Here is a 14286-nt window from a genome sequence, read left to right as displayed (position 1 = left end):
ATCCGAGACGTGCTTTTTCACGCCTATCTGACGATATCAGGTTTGCTGTCCGATTGAAGGCCGTGCGGCCGATCCCTATGACCGGTTTGGCATTGCTGCGAATGCAAGGATTTAACCGATGGATGATCGTCCGGATGTCGAGGCCAGCGCCCAGAAGCTTGCCACGTCGATCGAAGCCAGCAGCCTGCGTGAGCAGCTGGCAACAATCAAATTGGCACTGACCAGCTCGCCGGTGCGAAAACAATTGCTTTGGGCAGCGATCGGCATCGTCGCCGTCATCGTGGCGAGCTCGATCGGGCAGGTTCTGCTCAATCGCTGGAACCAGCCTTTCTACGACGCGCTGGCGCGGCGCGACATGCCGGCTTTCCTGCATCAGCTACTGGTCTTTGCCGGCATCGCCGGCGGGCTTGTGGTGCTCAATGTCGGCCAGACCTGGCTCGACCAGATGCTCCGCCTGAAGCTGCGCGAGGCGCTGACGCTCGACCTGATCGACGAATGGATGCGGCCGGCGCGTGCCTTCCGGCTGACCCATGCCGGCGCCATCGGCGTCAATCCCGACCAGCGCCTGCAGCAGGATGCCGGGCATCTCTCCGATCTTTCCACCGGTCTTGGCATCGGCCTGCTGCAGTCCTGCATCCTGCTTGCCTCGTTCGTTGGGGTCCTGTGGTCGCTGTCTTCCGGCTTCGTCTTCCACATAGGCGGCCATTCGCTGGCCATACCCGGCTACATGGTCTGGGCGGCGATCCTTTATGCTGGCACCGCCTCCTGGTTGAGCTGGCTGGTCGGGCGACCGTTGATCCGCTTCAACAACGATCGCTATACGCGTGAGGCGGAGCTGCGCTCCTCGGTGGTTCGCGTCAACGAGAATGTCGATGCCATCGCGCTGGCGCATGGCGAGGCCGATGCCAGGCGCCGGCTCGAATTCGATCTCGGCACGGTGCTGGGCGCCATGCGGCGCATCTACAGCGCCCAGATCAATCTTTCCTGGGTTACCGACACCTATGGCTGGATCACTGTCGTCGCGCCGATTCTGGTCGCCTCACCGGTCTATTTCGCCGGCGATATCAGCTTTGGCGGCTTGATGATGGCAGTCGGCGCTTTCAACCAGGTCCATTCGTCGCTGCGCTGGTTCATCAACAATATCGGCGGCATCGCCGATTGGCGCGCTACGCTGATGCGGGTCGCCGACTTTCGCATCGCACTTGGCGACACCGACGCGCTGCACCATACGGAAAGGCGCATTTCGTTCGGCGAAAACCCGGACGGCAGCCTGACCTTCGAGAAACTCGAGGTCGCCTCGCCGGAGGGATGCACCAAGCTTGCCGAGCCGCATGTCGAAATCCGCGCCGGCGACCGGGTCATGATCACCGGAGATCCGGGCGCCGGCAAGACGCTGTTCTTCCGGGCCATTGCCGGTCTGTGGCCATGGGGCAGCGGACGCATCGGCATGCCGGCCGGAGAAGCGCCGATCTTTGTTCCGCGTACCCCCTATTTCCCGCTCGGCAAGCTGCGCGAGGTGCTCAACCATTCAGACGGCGCGGCGGAGGCGAGCGATGCCGAGATCTCGGAGGTGCTGGCCGATGTCGGGCTGCAACGCCTGTCGTCCTCGCTCGATCGCTCGGCGCGCTGGGAGCGTGAGCTCAGCGACGACGAGCAGCGTCTGCTGGCCTTTGCCAGGCTGGCCTTGCGACGGCCGAAATGGGTGATCATCGACGAGGCGCTGGACGCGTTCGACGGCCCAACGCTGAGGCAAGTGCTGTCGATGCTGGAGAAGCGCCTTCCCGACGCCGCGATCCTCAATATCGGCCGCGGCCAGCACAATGCCCGCTTCTTCCGGCGGGCGTTGACCATCGTCAAGGATGCCGGCCAGCCGCCACTCAAGCCGGCCCGTATCAGGGCAGGTGCCATCGAACCGCCCCCGGTTATCGTTTCGGCTGGCCGAAAGAAATAGAAGGCAAGCTTTATTTCGCCGCGATCGCGGCGAAAAACTGTCGCGATCGTTTCAGATGGGAACGTTCCGATCGGCCATGCTTGACGCTCTCGCCCTGCTCGCCTGCTTTGCCTGCACCCCGGCGGCACCTGCGGCCGCACCGGCCAATGCAATTGCCGTCGATGTCGAGCTGGTGCTGGCCGTCGACATCTCGCAGTCGATGGATGAAAGGGAGTTCGCCCTGCAGCGCGCCGGCTATGTCGCGGCGCTGCGCCACCCCGACTTCATCAACGCCGTGCGTGCCGGCACCTTCGGCCGCATCGCCATCGCCTATTTCGAATGGGCCGGCACCATCCGCGACGATGCGGTCATTGCCTGGCAGGTCGTCGACAGCAAGGAGAGCGCCAACGCTTTCGCCGACAAGATCGCGGCCCGCCCGTTCAGGAGCTTTCGCGGCACCTCGATTTCCGGTGCTGTGGCTTTCGGCGCCGAGCTTTTCAACGGCACGGCCTTCACCGGCAAACGCCGCGTCATCGACGTCTCGGGGGACGGCCCAAACAACACCGGCTTGCCGGTCACAACGGCACGCGATGCGGCGCTGGCGAAGGGCATCGTCATCAACGGGCTGCCGATCCTGATCAGCCCGTCACCCACCTTCAGCCATCTCGACCGGTATTATGCCGAATGCGTTACCGGCGGGCCGGGCTCGTTCGTGCTGCCGATCTATGCTGCTTCCGAATTCGCCACCGCCACTCGCCGCAAACTGATCCTCGAGGTCAGCGGCATCGAGTATCCCAAGCTGGATCCGAGGACGATCCGCATCGACGCACCGATCGACTGCCTGCAAGGCGAGCGCGACCGGCGGTTTTTCTCGGACCCATATTTCCCGGAACTCGACCGATAAGGCTGGCCCAGGGGTAAGCTAGGCTGGTGGCAGGCCGAAGGCCGGGAACAGAGATGGCCCGAGCGGCCCTATGAAGATCGTCAAGGAAGCGATCCCGCCCTCGGCTGCGTCGAACACATGCAGGGAATGGGCCCGCCATTCAGGGCCATCGTGGCTGCGGGAATAAACCCCGACCGCCGGCTGGGCATTGGCCCGGGTGGCCAGCGTGCGGAAGCCGCCAAACCTCGGCCAGACGGTCTCGAAGAAACCGCGGATCGCTTCGCGGCCTTGATACCATTCACGCCAAGGCGGCATTGTATAGATGGCGTCCTCACGCAGCAGCTCGATCAAGCTGTCGAGATTGGCGGCCTGCCAGGCCTGCATGTAGCGTTCGAGCAGCAGGCCTTCTTCGGGGCTGGGCCGTGATCGGCTGGCCGGCCGTCCCTGAGGATAGCGCGCCGCCAGCGTTGCGCGGGCCCGCTGCAACGCGCTGTTGATCGAAGCCGTCGATCCGCCCAGCAAACGCGCCGTCTCGACAGCCGACCATCCGAGGACGTCGGCAAGCAGCAGCGCGGCGCGCTGCCTGGGCGGCAGATCCTGGATCGCGGCGACGAAGGCGAGCTGGACGGCCTCGCGGCTCTCGTAACGGGCTTCCGGACCTGGCTCGCTGCCGGCAATGTCTGGAAGCTCGGCGTCGGGGTAGGGCTCCAGCCAGGCGATGTCGGCTACCGGCCCGCCTATGGCCGCCCCGTGCGAGGGCGGCCGTCCGGGTTCCCGGAGAATGCGACGCGCCCTCGACCTCGCCTTGATGGCGTTGAGGCAAGCGTTGGTCGCGATCATGTAGAGCCAACCGCGAACCGAACCTCGCCCGTCGAACTCCGATCTTGCGCGCCAGGCGCGAAGCAACGTGTCCTGGACGAGGTCGTCGGCCTCGTGCAGCGAACCCATCATGCGATAACAATGCAGCTTGAGCTCGCGGCGATGCGCGGCCGTGACCTTCTCGAAGGCCAGCCGATCGAGGATCGGCTGGCCTGCTGGTTCCAGAGGTGGTTGAGCGTCTGTCATGTGGCTTGTGCGGTTACGAGCGAGCGTTGCATTACGCGCCCCTCAGGCGGCCGGGGCAAGCCCGCTACCGCTCACCATGAAGGAACTGCCTTGCGGCTGGCCGGTGGCGAGTGCGACCACCGCCCGTCCGACATCGGCCGGCGTTTGCATGTCGGTCATGGCGGCGATGAAGTCCGCCGGCTGGATGCCCATATAGGCCGCTATGCTGTCGACGCCGGCCTTGCCCACGCCGGTTTCCGGCATGATGCGCATCGGCGCGAGCGCCATGAAGCGCAGGCCGAGGCCAAGCCGGTCGGCCTCCTTCTGGCTATGACCGGCCAGGAACATCTGCATGCGTTTTGCGCCGGCATAGCCGCCGGCGTTCGGTGGTCCGCCGGTCAAGGCCGCGCCGCTGGAGATCAGAACGATCCGGGTCCCCGGCTTGAGCGGACGCCGCAGAGCGGCCCGGCAAAACAGGAACGATGCCTTGACGTCCGTGTCCCAATTTGCCGAGAACGCCTTCCAGTTCTGTTCATGCACCGGCGCAGAAGGCGCCAGCGCGCCTGCACAGATCACCAGCACGTCCGGCTCAAGCGCGGCGAAGACCTTATCCGGGGCGGAGTCCACCGTAGCATCGACCGCGAGCGTCTTCACGCCCGAGACCTCCCAGGCAAATTGCGCCAGGGCCTGTTTTCCGCGGGCAACGGCCAGCACCGCCGCTTTCTCCTTGAGAGCGGCCTCCGCGATCGAGCGGCCGACACCACGGCTGCCTCCGACGACGACGACATTCTGATTTTGCAACGATCCCATGGATCACCTCTCGTTCCCGGCCGCCGGACCATCCAGGCGCGCTCATCGATAAGGACAGCGCAGGTGTGCCAAAATCATCGGTGCCAGGTGGAAATATCTTTCAGGTGACGGCAGCCGCGCTTCGTTTTTGTATTCAGTGTCATTACCTCTGGGGTAATCGACGAGCGCATTACGTCTCGGCAAACTGCTCCCATCAAGCCGGTTGTCCGGCCTTCGACCACAAGGAGATACGCCATGACCGCCTACGCCGTCGCCCATATGCGCCAGGTCACGCCGGGGCCGCAGATCGTCGAGTACCTGCACAAGATCGATGAAACGCTGGAACCGTTTGGCGGCCGCTTCGTGGTGCACGGAGGCGAGGTGGAAGTCGTTGAAAACACCTGGCCGGGCCACCTCGTCATGATCGAATTTCCAGACATGCAGCAGGCGCGCGCATGGTACCGCTCGCGCGCCTATCAGGAGATCTTGCCGCTGCGCACCGAGAATTCTCAGTCCGACGTGGTCCTGGTCGATGGCGTTGCGCATCCGCACAAGGCCACCGACGTTCTCGAATAAGGGGACGATCTGCGACGATTGGCTCTTATCGTTTCAGCAGAAACACCGCCTGCTGGCCGAAAAAATTCCAGAACCACCACGGCATCGAGAAGCCGATCCGCTGGCCATTGGCGTCGAGCGCGGTCGCCTTTTCCACCGTCGCGCCAAGCTCGTCGCACAGATTGACGAAATCGCGAATGGTGCAGAAATGGATGTTGGGGGTGTCATACCAGGAATAGGGCAGGTCCCTGGTCACCGGCATGCGGCCGTTGAAGAGCAACGAAAAGCGCACCCGCCAGTGGCCGAAATTCGGGAATGAGACGATGGCGCGGTTGCCGATCCGGAGCAGTTCGTCGAGCACCAGCTTCGGATTGCGTGTCGCCTGCAAGGTCTGCGACAAGACGACGAAGTCGAAGCCCTTGTCGGGATAGAATTGGAGATCCTTGTCGGCATCGCCCTGGATGACCGACAGGCCACGCGCCACGCATTCGTTGACGCCGCGCTGCGACAGCTCCAGGCCGCGGCCATCGACCTTCTTGGTCGCCTGCAGCAATTCGAGCAGCAGGCCGTCGCCGGAACCGACATCCAGCACCCGCGACTGCGGCGGGATGAGATCGGCGACGACTTCGAGGTCGACGCGCTGGGCGCGGTTGACGCTCATGCGTTCGGCTCCTGCCTGGCGCATGGTCCTGATCCGAAAAGTCTGCAACTTTTCGGGGTCATGCGCTGATGCCTGGCGCATGGTCCTGATCCGAAAAGCCGGCAACTTTTCGGGGTCATGCGCCGAGCCCTCTCGCCCGAGCGGCCGAGGCGATGAAGCCTTTGATGGCGGCGAACAGTTCGGGCTCGTCGAGCAGAAAGGCGTCGTGGCCGCGGTCGGTCTCGATTTCGACGAACGATACCGAGGCGCCGGCCGCGTTCAGCGCGTGCACGACCGAGCGGCTCTCTTCGGTCGGGAACAGCCAGTCGCTGGTGAACGAAACCAGGCAGAAGCGCGTCTTGGTGCTGGCGAAGGCATCGGCCAGCCGGCCGCCATGGTCGGCGGCGAGATCGAAATAGTCCATCGCCCGGGTCATGTAGAGATAGGAGTTGGCATCGAAGCGATCGACGAAGGTCATGCCCTGATGGCGCAGATAGCTCTCGATCTGGAAGTCGGCATCGAAACCGAAGGTCAGCGCTTCGCGGTCCTGCAGGTTGCGGCCGAACTTGCGATGCAGCGCTGCTTCCGACAGATAGGTGATGTGGGCGGCCATGCGCGCCACCGCCAGCCCCTTTTCCGGCCGCTTGCCATGCTCGAAATATTTGCCGCCGTGCCAATCGGGGTCGGCCATCACCGCCTGCCTGCCGACCTCGTGGAAGGCGATGTTCTGCGAAGAATGGCGGGCGCCGGTCGCGATCGGCAGCGCCGAGAAGACGCGCTCGGGATAGCTGGAGGCCCATTGCAGCACCTGCATGCCGCCCATCGAGCCGCCAAGCACGCTGAACAACTGTTCGATGCCGAAATGCTCGACCAGCATCAACTGCGCCCGCACCATGTCGCGGATGGTGATGATCGGCAGGTCGAGCCCGTAAGGCTTGGCTGTGGCGGGATTTGTCGAGGCGGGGCCGGTGGAGCCGAGGCAGCCGCCGATGACGTTTGACGAGATGACGAAGAAACGGTCGGTATCGATGATCTTGCCGGGGCCGATCAGCACTTCCCACCAGCCCGGCTTGCCGGTCACGGGATTGGTGTTGGCGACGTGCTGGTCGCCGGTCAGCGCATGGCAGACGAGGATGGCGTTGGAGCGCGCGTCGTTGAGCGTGCCATAGGTCTGGTAGGCGATCTGGAACGGCGACAGCAGCGTGCCGGCGTCGAGCTTGAGCGGCTTGTCGGCGCCGAAACGCAACACCGGGCTCGACGGCTGGTCGGCCTCGTTGTTGGTTTTTCGAGCGCGCAAAGCGACCATTACATCTCCTTGCCCGGCCTTCCGTTGTCCGCCGGTCTGGGCAACAGCCAGTCAGGGCAACAAAAAACCGGCCATGCCTTCGCAAAGCCGGTTACAAGATGCAAACGGCCCTTTAGCAAGTTGTTTAACGTGGCTGCAAGCCGACCGGCCAAATCACCACGGAACTGTTGCTGCTCTTCTAGGACCGACGCATGGCTTCGTCAACGGCAAGTTCTTGATCCCGAATTGCCGCCCCTCGACATTCCGAGCCACGGCTTGTATTTCCGCTGCGGCCTCCGGATGGAGGCACTCTCGACGGATTTCATGAAATGAGCCAGACACCGGATCAGACACGTCCAAGGCCCCGCGCCGGCATCATGGACATCGAAGCCTATGTGCCCGGCAAGAGCGCGGCGCCTGAAGGTGTCGCCAAGGTCCATAAATTGTCGGCGAACGAGAACCCGCTCGGTCCTTCGCCAAAGGCGATAGAGGCCGCGCGCGCGGTCGCCGACAAGCTCGCGGTCTATCCCGACGGCAGCGCCAGGCGCCTGAGGGAAGCGATCGCCGAGGTGCACGGGCTCAACCCGGCGAACATCGTCTGCTCCAACGGCTCCGACGAGATTCTGGGCCTGCTGGCGCAGACCTATCTCGCACCCGGCGACGAAGCCATCATCACCGAACACGGCTTCATGGTCTACAAGATCTACATACAGTCGGCCGGTGCCGTCCCGGTAACGGTCAAGGAGACCGATGAACGCGCCGACATCGATGCGATCCTCGCCGCGGTGACGCCGGCTACCCGGATCATCTTCCTTGCCAATCCAAACAATCCAACCGGCACCTACGTGCCGTTCCAGGAGGTGCGCCGCCTGCATGCCGGCCTGCCGCGAAACGTGCTTCTGGTGCTGGATGCAGCTTACGCCGAATATGTCCGGCGAAACGATTATGAAGCCGGCGTCGAGTTGGTGGGCAGCGCGGAAAACGTGGTCATGACCCGCACTTTCTCCAAATTGGGCCTGGGCGGGGCGCGGATCGGCTGGATGTATGCGCCAATGCACGTCATCGACGCGATCAACCGCGTGCGCGGGCCTTTCAACGTCAATGCGACGGCGATCGAGGCCGGCATCGCGGCGATCCACGACCGCGCCCATATCCAACGCAGCGTCGCGCACAACGAGACCTGGCTAGCCTGGCTGAGCGAGCAACTAAGCGGGCTCGGGCTGCGGGTGACGCCGAGCGTCGGCAATTTCATCCTCATCCACTTTCCCGAGGACAAAAAGCATTCGGCGGCGGCCGCCGACGACTACCTCAGTGCGCGCGGCTACATATTGCGGCGCGTTTCCGGCTACGGTTTTCCGAACGCGCTGCGCATGAGCATCGGCACCGAAGAGGCCAATCGCGGCGTTGTCGCAGCACTCGCGACATTCCTGAAAAGCTAGAACACCATGACCTCACCGATGTTCGAAAAGATCGCGCTGGTCGGCATCGGCCTGATCGGCTCGTCGCTGGCCCGCGTCATCCGCCGCGAGGGACTCGCCGGCCAAGTCGCGATTTCGACGCGCAGCGACGCGACGCTGGCACGCGCGAGCCAACTCGGCCTTGGCGACACCTATACGACGGATGCGAAAGAGGCGGTTCGCGATGCTGATCTGGTTATCGTTTCGGTGCCGGTCGGCTCTTCAGGCACGGTCGCCGCAGAGATCGCGCCGGCGCTGAAGAAGGGCGCCATCCTCACCGATGTCGGCTCGACCAAGGCGTCGGTGATCGCGCAGATGCAGCCGCACGTGCCTGATGGCGTGCTCTTCATCCCCGGCCATCCTTTGGCCGGCACCGAAAAATCGGGACCGGACGCCGGTTTTGCCGAACTGTTCGAGAACCGCTGGTGCATTTTCACGCCGCTGCCCGGCACCGATCCCGCAGCACTGGAAAAGCTCTCGGAATTCTGGCGCCGCTGCGGCTCCAACATCGACACCATGGACCCGCAGCATCACGACATGACGCTGGCCATCGTTTCGCACCTGCCGCATATCATCGCTTACAACATCGTCGGTACCGCCGACGATCTGGAGTCGGTGACCAAGTCCGAGGTCATCAAATACTCGGCTTCCGGCTTTCGCGACTTCACCCGTCTCGCGGCGTCGGACCCGACCATGTGGCGCGACGTCTGCCTGCACAACAAGGACGCCATTCTCGAAATGCTGGCGCGGTTTTCCGAGGATCTGTCCTCGCTGCAGCGGGCGATCCGCTGGGGCGACGGCGAAAAACTGTTCGACCTGTTCACCCGCACCCGCGCCGTCCGCCGCTCGATCATCGAGGCCGGCCAGGATATCGACGTACCGGATTTCGGCCGCCAGGCAGTCGAACACCCGCCGAAGGGATAAGCCGCGGCAGGCCGATCGCAGGCCGGCTCGGCTTAGAGCGGTTCATCGTTTCACAGAAACGCCGAACCGCTCTATCTCTTTGTTTTTGCGCAATTCCGGACGGAAAACCGTTTCACACTTTTCCTGGAATTGCTCTAGTCGAGCGGCTTGATCTTGCCGAGCGGGATGAAGCCGAGCGAGGCCTTGCCCCTGACGATCTTCAGCGGCATCGACGGCTGGTTGCCGAGCAGCGCCAGTCCGGCAAAGCCGGTTTGGATCTCTTTCTTCTGCTCGGGGATGGCGGTGGCGAGGATTGCCGCCACGGCCTTCGGATCATTGAGCCTGATCGTCAGGTCGGCATTTATGAGACCGTCGTCATCGACCGACAGCGGTCCGGAAACGGTGATGCGCGCAGTTCCGGACGACAGATCGAGCTCGTGGATTTCGGCCGCCTGGCCGCGCAGGCTCTTCGGATTTGCCTTGATCAGCGTCACGCCGTTCTTCAGCGTCACGTCGCCGCTGCCGTCGAGCGGCGGCAAGACGCGCCCGTCGATGGCCGCCGCGTCGATTTCGAGATCGGTGAAATTGCCGGTATAGTCGATGTCCGGGCCGTTTGGGCGCAATTGTCCGGTGGCGGTTCCGGCGCTGAACAGCGAGACGGGATCGGTGTCGTCTGCCGGATCGGTCTGGCCGGACAGGCCTTCTGCCTGCAGCGAGAGGCGTCTCGGCAGCGGCCAGGACAGCTTCATGTCGGCCCGCAGATCATCCCAGTCGATCCAGAGCGGGGTCATGCCGGGAACAGAGGTCCTGAGCGGCCCCCTGAGCTCGGCGGCAGGCGACAAAAGCCGGGTGATCTGCGTGGCGGCGTTGATCTTGCCTGTCGATGCCGCGACGTTGCGGCTGTCGTCCTCGTAAGCCAGGCTATCGCAGGAAAGGGTGAAGCTGAAGGGATAGCCGCTGATCGCGAGATTGGCGCAGTCGGCCCTGATGCCTTTGTCGTCGAGATCGGCGACCGCCTTGTCGGTCGCGCTCTCGACCAGGTCCGCCAGGTAGAACCAGCCCGCGCTGTAGATGCCGAACAGCACGAGAATGAAAGCGGCAAGCCACAACAGGCGGCGACGTTGGCTGGGCGGCGGGCGCTCGTCACTTGACGTCATGCTGCGGCTTTCGTTAACGCGGGTGGCACGGGCGGGCTGTCGCTTGCGGCAACAACAGGTAGACGGACTGAAACACCACCGGTGGGTGGTTCGTCACAATCAGGCTTGGCGATATGGGCGATTTTTGGGTTTTTGGCTACGGCTCACTGATCTGGCGACCGGGATTCGCGCATGTCGAGACGCGGCGCGCCCGCCTGCATGGCTACCGCCGTTCGCTGTGCGTCTATTCTTTCGTGCATCGCGGCACGCGCGAACGGCCGGGCCTGGTGCTCGGCCTCGACCGCGGCGGCTCCTGCATCGGGCTCGCGTTCCGGGTTCCAGGCGAGCTGCGCAACGAGGTCATTACCTATCTGCGCGAACGCGAGCTGGTCACCAACGTCTATCTCGAACGTGTGCTCAGCGTTCGCCTCGACAAGGGTAAAACGGATGGGGGCGAGACGGTCGACGCCGTCGCCTATGTCGTGGACCGCAGCCATGAGCAATATGCCGGTGCGCTCGACGCAGCCGAGGCGGCGGCCGTCGTCCGCGGCGCCGTCGGCCAGTCGGGGAGGAATGAGGATTACGTGCTCAGCACGCTGGAGCACCTCGAAGCACTGGGTATAAGCGACCACTGGCTGGAAGACGTGACAAGACGGGTCGCGACGTAGCTTCGGTGTCGTGAGCGGGCTACATCCTGAAAATCTGTTTTCCAAGATCGGCGCGATCCAGGCTGTTTGCCACGGCAAGCTTGAACTCGGTCAGCGGGTGGAGACCGCCGACAGGAACGTGGAAGCCGGGCTGGCCGAAGGTGTCGATAATCTCGCGTAGCACAGGCCGGTCGGCTTCGGCCAGCGGCGAAAAGAAATAGCGATAGATATTCGCCCTGATCTCGACGCCGCTCAGCAAGACATCGAAATTGTGCAGCTCGAAGCGCTCGGCACTCATGCCGCCATTGATCACCATCTGCCCGCCGAGCGCCAGGGTGCGGATCAATTCGCCGCTGACAGGTCCGCCGACATTGTCGATAATCCCGTTCAATCCGGCGCCACCGGTGATATCCATCACCGCTTCCCGGATACTTGTCTTCAAGTCCGAAAGGTCAAGAATGGCGCCGACGCCAAGCGTCTTCAGGTCGAAGCTTTGGTGCGAGCGCCGCACAAGCGCGATGACGTTGATGCCGCGTCGTTGGGCGAACTGCATCACCATTGTCGAAATCGACGAATAGCCGGCCGTGACAGCCAGCCACTGGCCAGGCCGCACACGGGAATCCACCAGCAGATCCCACGCGGTAATGGGGTTCACCATCTGCCCGGCGCGTTCGACCGGATAGCCGGCAGGCAACGGGATCAGCCATTCGGCGGGAATCGCCGCGTACTCGGCCCAACTGCCATAATAGCTGAATGCGACAAGCGTCCCCGGTTCCAGCAAAACGTCCGCGCCAACGGCTTCGACGATGCCGGCGCCATGGTTTCCGGCGATCTGCCGGGGAAAATGCGGCTTTTTCGGTTCGGGATAGAGGTTCTGGATAAACAGGAAGTCGCCCGGATTGATCGAGGCCGAGACCATCCTGACCAGCACTTCGCCGTCGCCGATCCGCGGCATCGGCAGGTCGTCCACATAGAGCACGTCGCGCGGCGAGCCGATGGCGTCAAATACAATTGCTTTCATTCCGGTCTCCACAACAAACGATCCGGGGCAAACAGTCCGGGCTTGGCCAGACCGTGCCGAGATTTGCGTCGGCGCCGCGGAACCTATGGCCGGCCGGCAAAGGTCTGAATTGGCAGATTTGACAATCTATTTGCTAAACTTGCCAGATTGTTTCCTCAGAGGGTACTGGTTTGGAAATTGGGGACAGCGTCTTGAAGCCCGACACGGCGCGGCGGGTCGCGGTTTTGTGAAGCGCCGGCGGGCTGGAAAAGAGGCTATGCGTTTGACGTTGCCACGGTGCGACATAGGTTAGCTCGGTCGGCGGCTCCCACCCGCCCCAGCATGAATCACCATGGAGATCAGCCTTGCAGAAACGTCGTCTCGGTCGCACCGACCTATCCATCGCGCCATTGGTTCTGGGCGGCAATGTGTTCGGCTGGACCGCCGATGAGAAAACCTCGTTCGACCTGCTCGACCGCTTTGTCGACGCTGGCCTCAACGCCATCGACACGGCCGATTCCTATTCGCGCTGGATTCCCGGCCACGAGGGCGGCGAATCCGAAACCATTATCGGCAAATGGATGAAAAGCCGCGGCAACCGCGACAAGGTTGTCGTTATCACCAAGGTCGGTTCGGATATGGGGCAGGGCAAGAGGGATCTGTCCGCCGCCTACATCGAAAAGGCCATCGACGCCACGCTGAAGCGGCTGCAGGTCGATACAATCGATCTCTATCTGTCGCACTGGCCTGATCCGGCCACTCCCTATGAGGAAACGCTCGGCGCCTACCAGAAACTGCTCGACAAGGGCAAAATCCGTTATGCCGGCGCTTCCAACCTCGACGCCGCCCAGTTGCGGGCCGCACTCGACGTAGCAAGCCTGCGCGGCCTGCCGCGCTACGAGGTGCTGCAGCCGGAATACAACCTTTACGACCGCTCGTCCTTCGATGGTCCGCTGCGCGATCTGTGCGCGGCCGAGGACATCGGCGTCATCACCTATTTCAGCCTCGCCAAGGGGTTTCTGAGCGGCAAGTACCGCAGCGAGGCCGACCTCGGCAAAAGCCCGCGCGGTGGCGGTGTGAAAGGCTATCTCAACACCCGCGGCATGCGCATTCTCTCAGCGCTCGATGCCGTTTCAGCCAGACATTCGGCCAAGCCAGCGGAAGTGGCGCTTGCCTGGGTCATGGCACGGCCCGGCGTCACCGCTCCGATCGCCAGCGCGACGACGCTCGACCAGCTCGACAGCCTGGTGCGTGCCGCGTCGTTGCAGCTCAGCCCGGACGATATCGCCGAGCTCGACAAGGCCAGCGCATAGCCGCGCACGATCGTTCAAGACCGGCGCCGCTGCCTTGCCCTACCGTCCCTGCATCGTCGCAGGATGCAGGGACGCCGCATGGCCGGACAGGGTCTTCTCGATCAGCAGCTATGGCAGCAATTGCTGGCGCTTGTGCTGGCATCGGCCATCGTTATGGGCAGCCCGGGGCCGGCGACGATAAGCGTCACCGCGATCGGCGCCGCATTCGGCCTGCGCGATTCGCTCCGTTATGCCTCGGGAATCGTTGTCGGGACGGTCCTCGTGCTTTTGGTGGTGGCGACGGGCATCATGGCCGTTCTCACCGCGCTGCCGAAGCTCGCAGCGCTGTTGGCGGTCGCGTCAGCAGCCTACATCCTCTATCTGGCGTTCAAGATAGCGACGGCGCCGCCACTGGCGGCACGCATTGGTGGGGCGGCGCTTCCCACTTTCCTGGGCGGGTTCCTTCTGGCCGTTGCCAATCCGAAAGCCTATGTGGCGATTGCCGCCGTGTTTGCCGGCGCGTCTTCCGGCACCGGCGGTCTTGCTATTTCAGCCAAGCTGGCGGTCCTCGCGTTGATGATTGTTGCCATTCATCTCTTGTGGCTTCTCGCCGGCGCGGCTTTTGCACGTTTGTTGCGCAAACCCTTGGCGTCGCGGATCATCAATCTGGTGTTTGCCGTGACGCTGGTTGCGACGGCCGCGCTGGCTGCCCTGCCATAAGTCTT

Annotated in this window: 14 protein-coding genes and 1 riboswitch; of the genes, 8 read left to right on the top strand and 6 right to left on the bottom strand. The window is 63.4% G+C overall.

From position 1 onward, the window contains the following. Positions 1-118 precede the first annotated feature (118 nt). Both NKJ28_RS03315 and NKJ28_RS03310 read left to right on the top strand, forming a co-directional pair. Entirely contained in the window at positions 119-1951 is a 1833-nt protein-coding gene (locus tag NKJ28_RS03315; protein WP_352634049.1) for an ABC transporter ATP-binding protein/permease, read from the top strand. A 76-nt stretch (positions 1952-2027) separates the two neighbouring features. Then, the gene (locus NKJ28_RS03310; RefSeq protein ID WP_352634047.1) at positions 2028-2834 is read left to right on the top strand and encodes a DUF1194 domain-containing protein; all 807 of its coding nucleotides are present in this window, start codon (positions 2028-2030) and stop codon (positions 2832-2834) included. A gap of 18 nt (positions 2835-2852) precedes the next feature. On the opposite strand, the gene NKJ28_RS03305 is transcribed toward NKJ28_RS03310, so the two are convergent. Both NKJ28_RS03305 and NKJ28_RS03300 read right to left on the bottom strand, forming a co-directional pair. Then, positions 2853-3878, bottom strand: coding sequence for an RNA polymerase subunit sigma-70 (locus tag NKJ28_RS03305; RefSeq protein ID WP_352634045.1), 1026 nt, complete (start codon positions 3876-3878; stop codon positions 2853-2855). 42 nt (positions 3879-3920) lie between these two features. Then, positions 3921-4667 carry an SDR family NAD(P)-dependent oxidoreductase gene (locus NKJ28_RS03300; protein ID WP_023677907.1) on the bottom strand — a complete coding sequence of 249 codons (747 nt, stop codon included), beginning with the start codon at positions 4665-4667 and terminating at the stop codon, positions 3921-3923. Between the two features lie 234 nt (positions 4668-4901). On the opposite strand from NKJ28_RS03300, the gene NKJ28_RS03295 reads away from it, so the two are divergent. Further along, positions 4902-5222, top strand: coding sequence for a DUF1330 domain-containing protein (locus tag NKJ28_RS03295; RefSeq protein WP_023677908.1), 321 nt, complete (start codon positions 4902-4904; stop codon positions 5220-5222). 25 nt (positions 5223-5247) lie between these two features. Here the strand turns inward: NKJ28_RS03295 and metW are convergent, their stop codons facing one another. Beyond that, a complete protein-coding gene (gene metW, locus NKJ28_RS03290; protein WP_023677909.1) occupies positions 5248-5862 on the bottom strand; it encodes a methionine biosynthesis protein MetW in 615 nt (204 codons plus the stop codon). A gap of 115 nt (positions 5863-5977) precedes the next feature. Next, positions 5978-7147 (bottom strand): homoserine O-acetyltransferase MetX, encoded by a 1170-nt coding sequence (metX, locus tag NKJ28_RS03285; protein WP_023677910.1) that lies wholly within the window; start codon positions 7145-7147, stop codon positions 5978-5980. A gap of 92 nt (positions 7148-7239) precedes the next feature. Then, a riboswitch (SAM riboswitch) is annotated at positions 7240-7317 on the bottom strand. Positions 7318-7455: 138 nt separating this feature from the next. On the opposite strand from metX, the gene hisC reads away from it, so the two are divergent. Together hisC and NKJ28_RS03275 are read left to right on the top strand one after the other, a co-directional pair. Then, complete coding sequence (gene hisC / locus NKJ28_RS03280; RefSeq protein ID WP_023677911.1) at positions 7456-8565, top strand: histidinol-phosphate transaminase; 1110 nt, start codon at positions 7456-7458, stop codon at positions 8563-8565. Positions 8566-8571: 6 nt separating this feature from the next. After that, positions 8572-9507: a prephenate/arogenate dehydrogenase family protein gene (locus NKJ28_RS03275; RefSeq protein WP_352457603.1), complete on the top strand. Its 936-nt coding sequence runs from the start codon at positions 8572-8574 to the stop codon at positions 9505-9507. Positions 9508-9641: 134 nt separating this feature from the next. Here the strand turns inward: NKJ28_RS03275 and NKJ28_RS03270 are convergent, their stop codons facing one another. Continuing rightward, entirely contained in the window at positions 9642-10643 is a 1002-nt protein-coding gene (locus NKJ28_RS03270) for a DUF2125 domain-containing protein (protein WP_023677913.1), read from the bottom strand. Between the two features lie 113 nt (positions 10644-10756). Here NKJ28_RS03270 and NKJ28_RS03265 point away from each other — a divergent pair, with 113 nt between their 5' ends. Further along, a complete protein-coding gene (locus NKJ28_RS03265; protein WP_023677914.1) occupies positions 10757-11290 on the top strand; it encodes a gamma-glutamylcyclotransferase in 534 nt (177 codons plus the stop codon). 19 nt (positions 11291-11309) lie between these two features. Here NKJ28_RS03265 and NKJ28_RS03260 read toward each other — a convergent pair whose 3' ends face one another. Then, positions 11310-12290 (bottom strand): quinone oxidoreductase family protein, encoded by a 981-nt coding sequence (locus NKJ28_RS03260; RefSeq protein WP_352456700.1) that lies wholly within the window; start codon positions 12288-12290, stop codon positions 11310-11312. A gap of 344 nt (positions 12291-12634) precedes the next feature. Here NKJ28_RS03260 and NKJ28_RS03255 point away from each other — a divergent pair, with 344 nt between their 5' ends. After that, complete coding sequence (locus NKJ28_RS03255; protein WP_352634041.1) at positions 12635-13582, top strand: aldo/keto reductase; 948 nt, start codon at positions 12635-12637, stop codon at positions 13580-13582. Positions 13583-13660: 78 nt separating this feature from the next. Further along, positions 13661-14281 (top strand): LysE family transporter, encoded by a 621-nt coding sequence (locus NKJ28_RS03250; protein ID WP_352456698.1) that lies wholly within the window; start codon positions 13661-13663, stop codon positions 14279-14281. The last annotated feature ends 5 nt before the right edge of the window (positions 14282-14286 follow it).

This window comes from Mesorhizobium sp. M0145 (assembly GCF_040322355.1).
GTDB lineage: Bacteria > Pseudomonadota > Alphaproteobacteria > Rhizobiales > Rhizobiaceae > Mesorhizobium.
The sequence above is the reverse complement of the archived record's forward strand: the minus strand, read 5'-3'. Positions and strand labels throughout refer to the sequence as shown.

Excerpts from the sequence above, each read along its gene's own strand:
- metW (WP_023677909.1), bottom strand. The coding sequence starts at position 5,862 with ATGAGCGTCAACCGCGCCCAGCGCGTCGACCTCGAAGTCGTCGCCGAT.
- NKJ28_RS03315 (WP_352634049.1), top strand. The coding sequence starts at position 119 with ATGGATGATCGTCCGGATGTCGAGGCCAGCGCCCAGAAGCTTGCCACG.
- NKJ28_RS03310 (WP_352634047.1), top strand. The coding sequence starts at position 2,028 with ATGCTTGACGCTCTCGCCCTGCTCGCCTGCTTTGCCTGCACCCCGGCG.
- NKJ28_RS03270 (WP_023677913.1), bottom strand. The coding sequence starts at position 10,643 with ATGACGTCAAGTGACGAGCGCCCGCCGCCCAGCCAACGTCGCCGCCTG.
- NKJ28_RS03260 (WP_352456700.1), bottom strand. The coding sequence starts at position 12,290 with ATGAAAGCAATTGTATTTGACGCCATCGGCTCGCCGCGCGACGTGCTC.
- NKJ28_RS03305 (WP_352634045.1), bottom strand. The coding sequence starts at position 3,878 with ATGACAGACGCTCAACCACCTCTGGAACCAGCAGGCCAGCCGATCCTC.
- NKJ28_RS03250 (WP_352456698.1), top strand. The coding sequence starts at position 13,661 with ATGGCCGGACAGGGTCTTCTCGATCAGCAGCTATGGCAGCAATTGCTG.
- hisC (WP_023677911.1), top strand. The coding sequence starts at position 7,456 with ATGAGCCAGACACCGGATCAGACACGTCCAAGGCCCCGCGCCGGCATC.
- NKJ28_RS03275 (WP_352457603.1), top strand. The coding sequence starts at position 8,572 with ATGACCTCACCGATGTTCGAAAAGATCGCGCTGGTCGGCATCGGCCTG.
- NKJ28_RS03295 (WP_023677908.1), top strand. The coding sequence starts at position 4,902 with ATGACCGCCTACGCCGTCGCCCATATGCGCCAGGTCACGCCGGGGCCG.
- NKJ28_RS03265 (WP_023677914.1), top strand. The coding sequence starts at position 10,757 with ATGGGCGATTTTTGGGTTTTTGGCTACGGCTCACTGATCTGGCGACCG.
- metX (WP_023677910.1), bottom strand. The coding sequence starts at position 7,147 with ATGGTCGCTTTGCGCGCTCGAAAAACCAACAACGAGGCCGACCAGCCG.
- NKJ28_RS03300 (WP_023677907.1), bottom strand. The coding sequence starts at position 4,667 with ATGGGATCGTTGCAAAATCAGAATGTCGTCGTCGTCGGAGGCAGCCGT.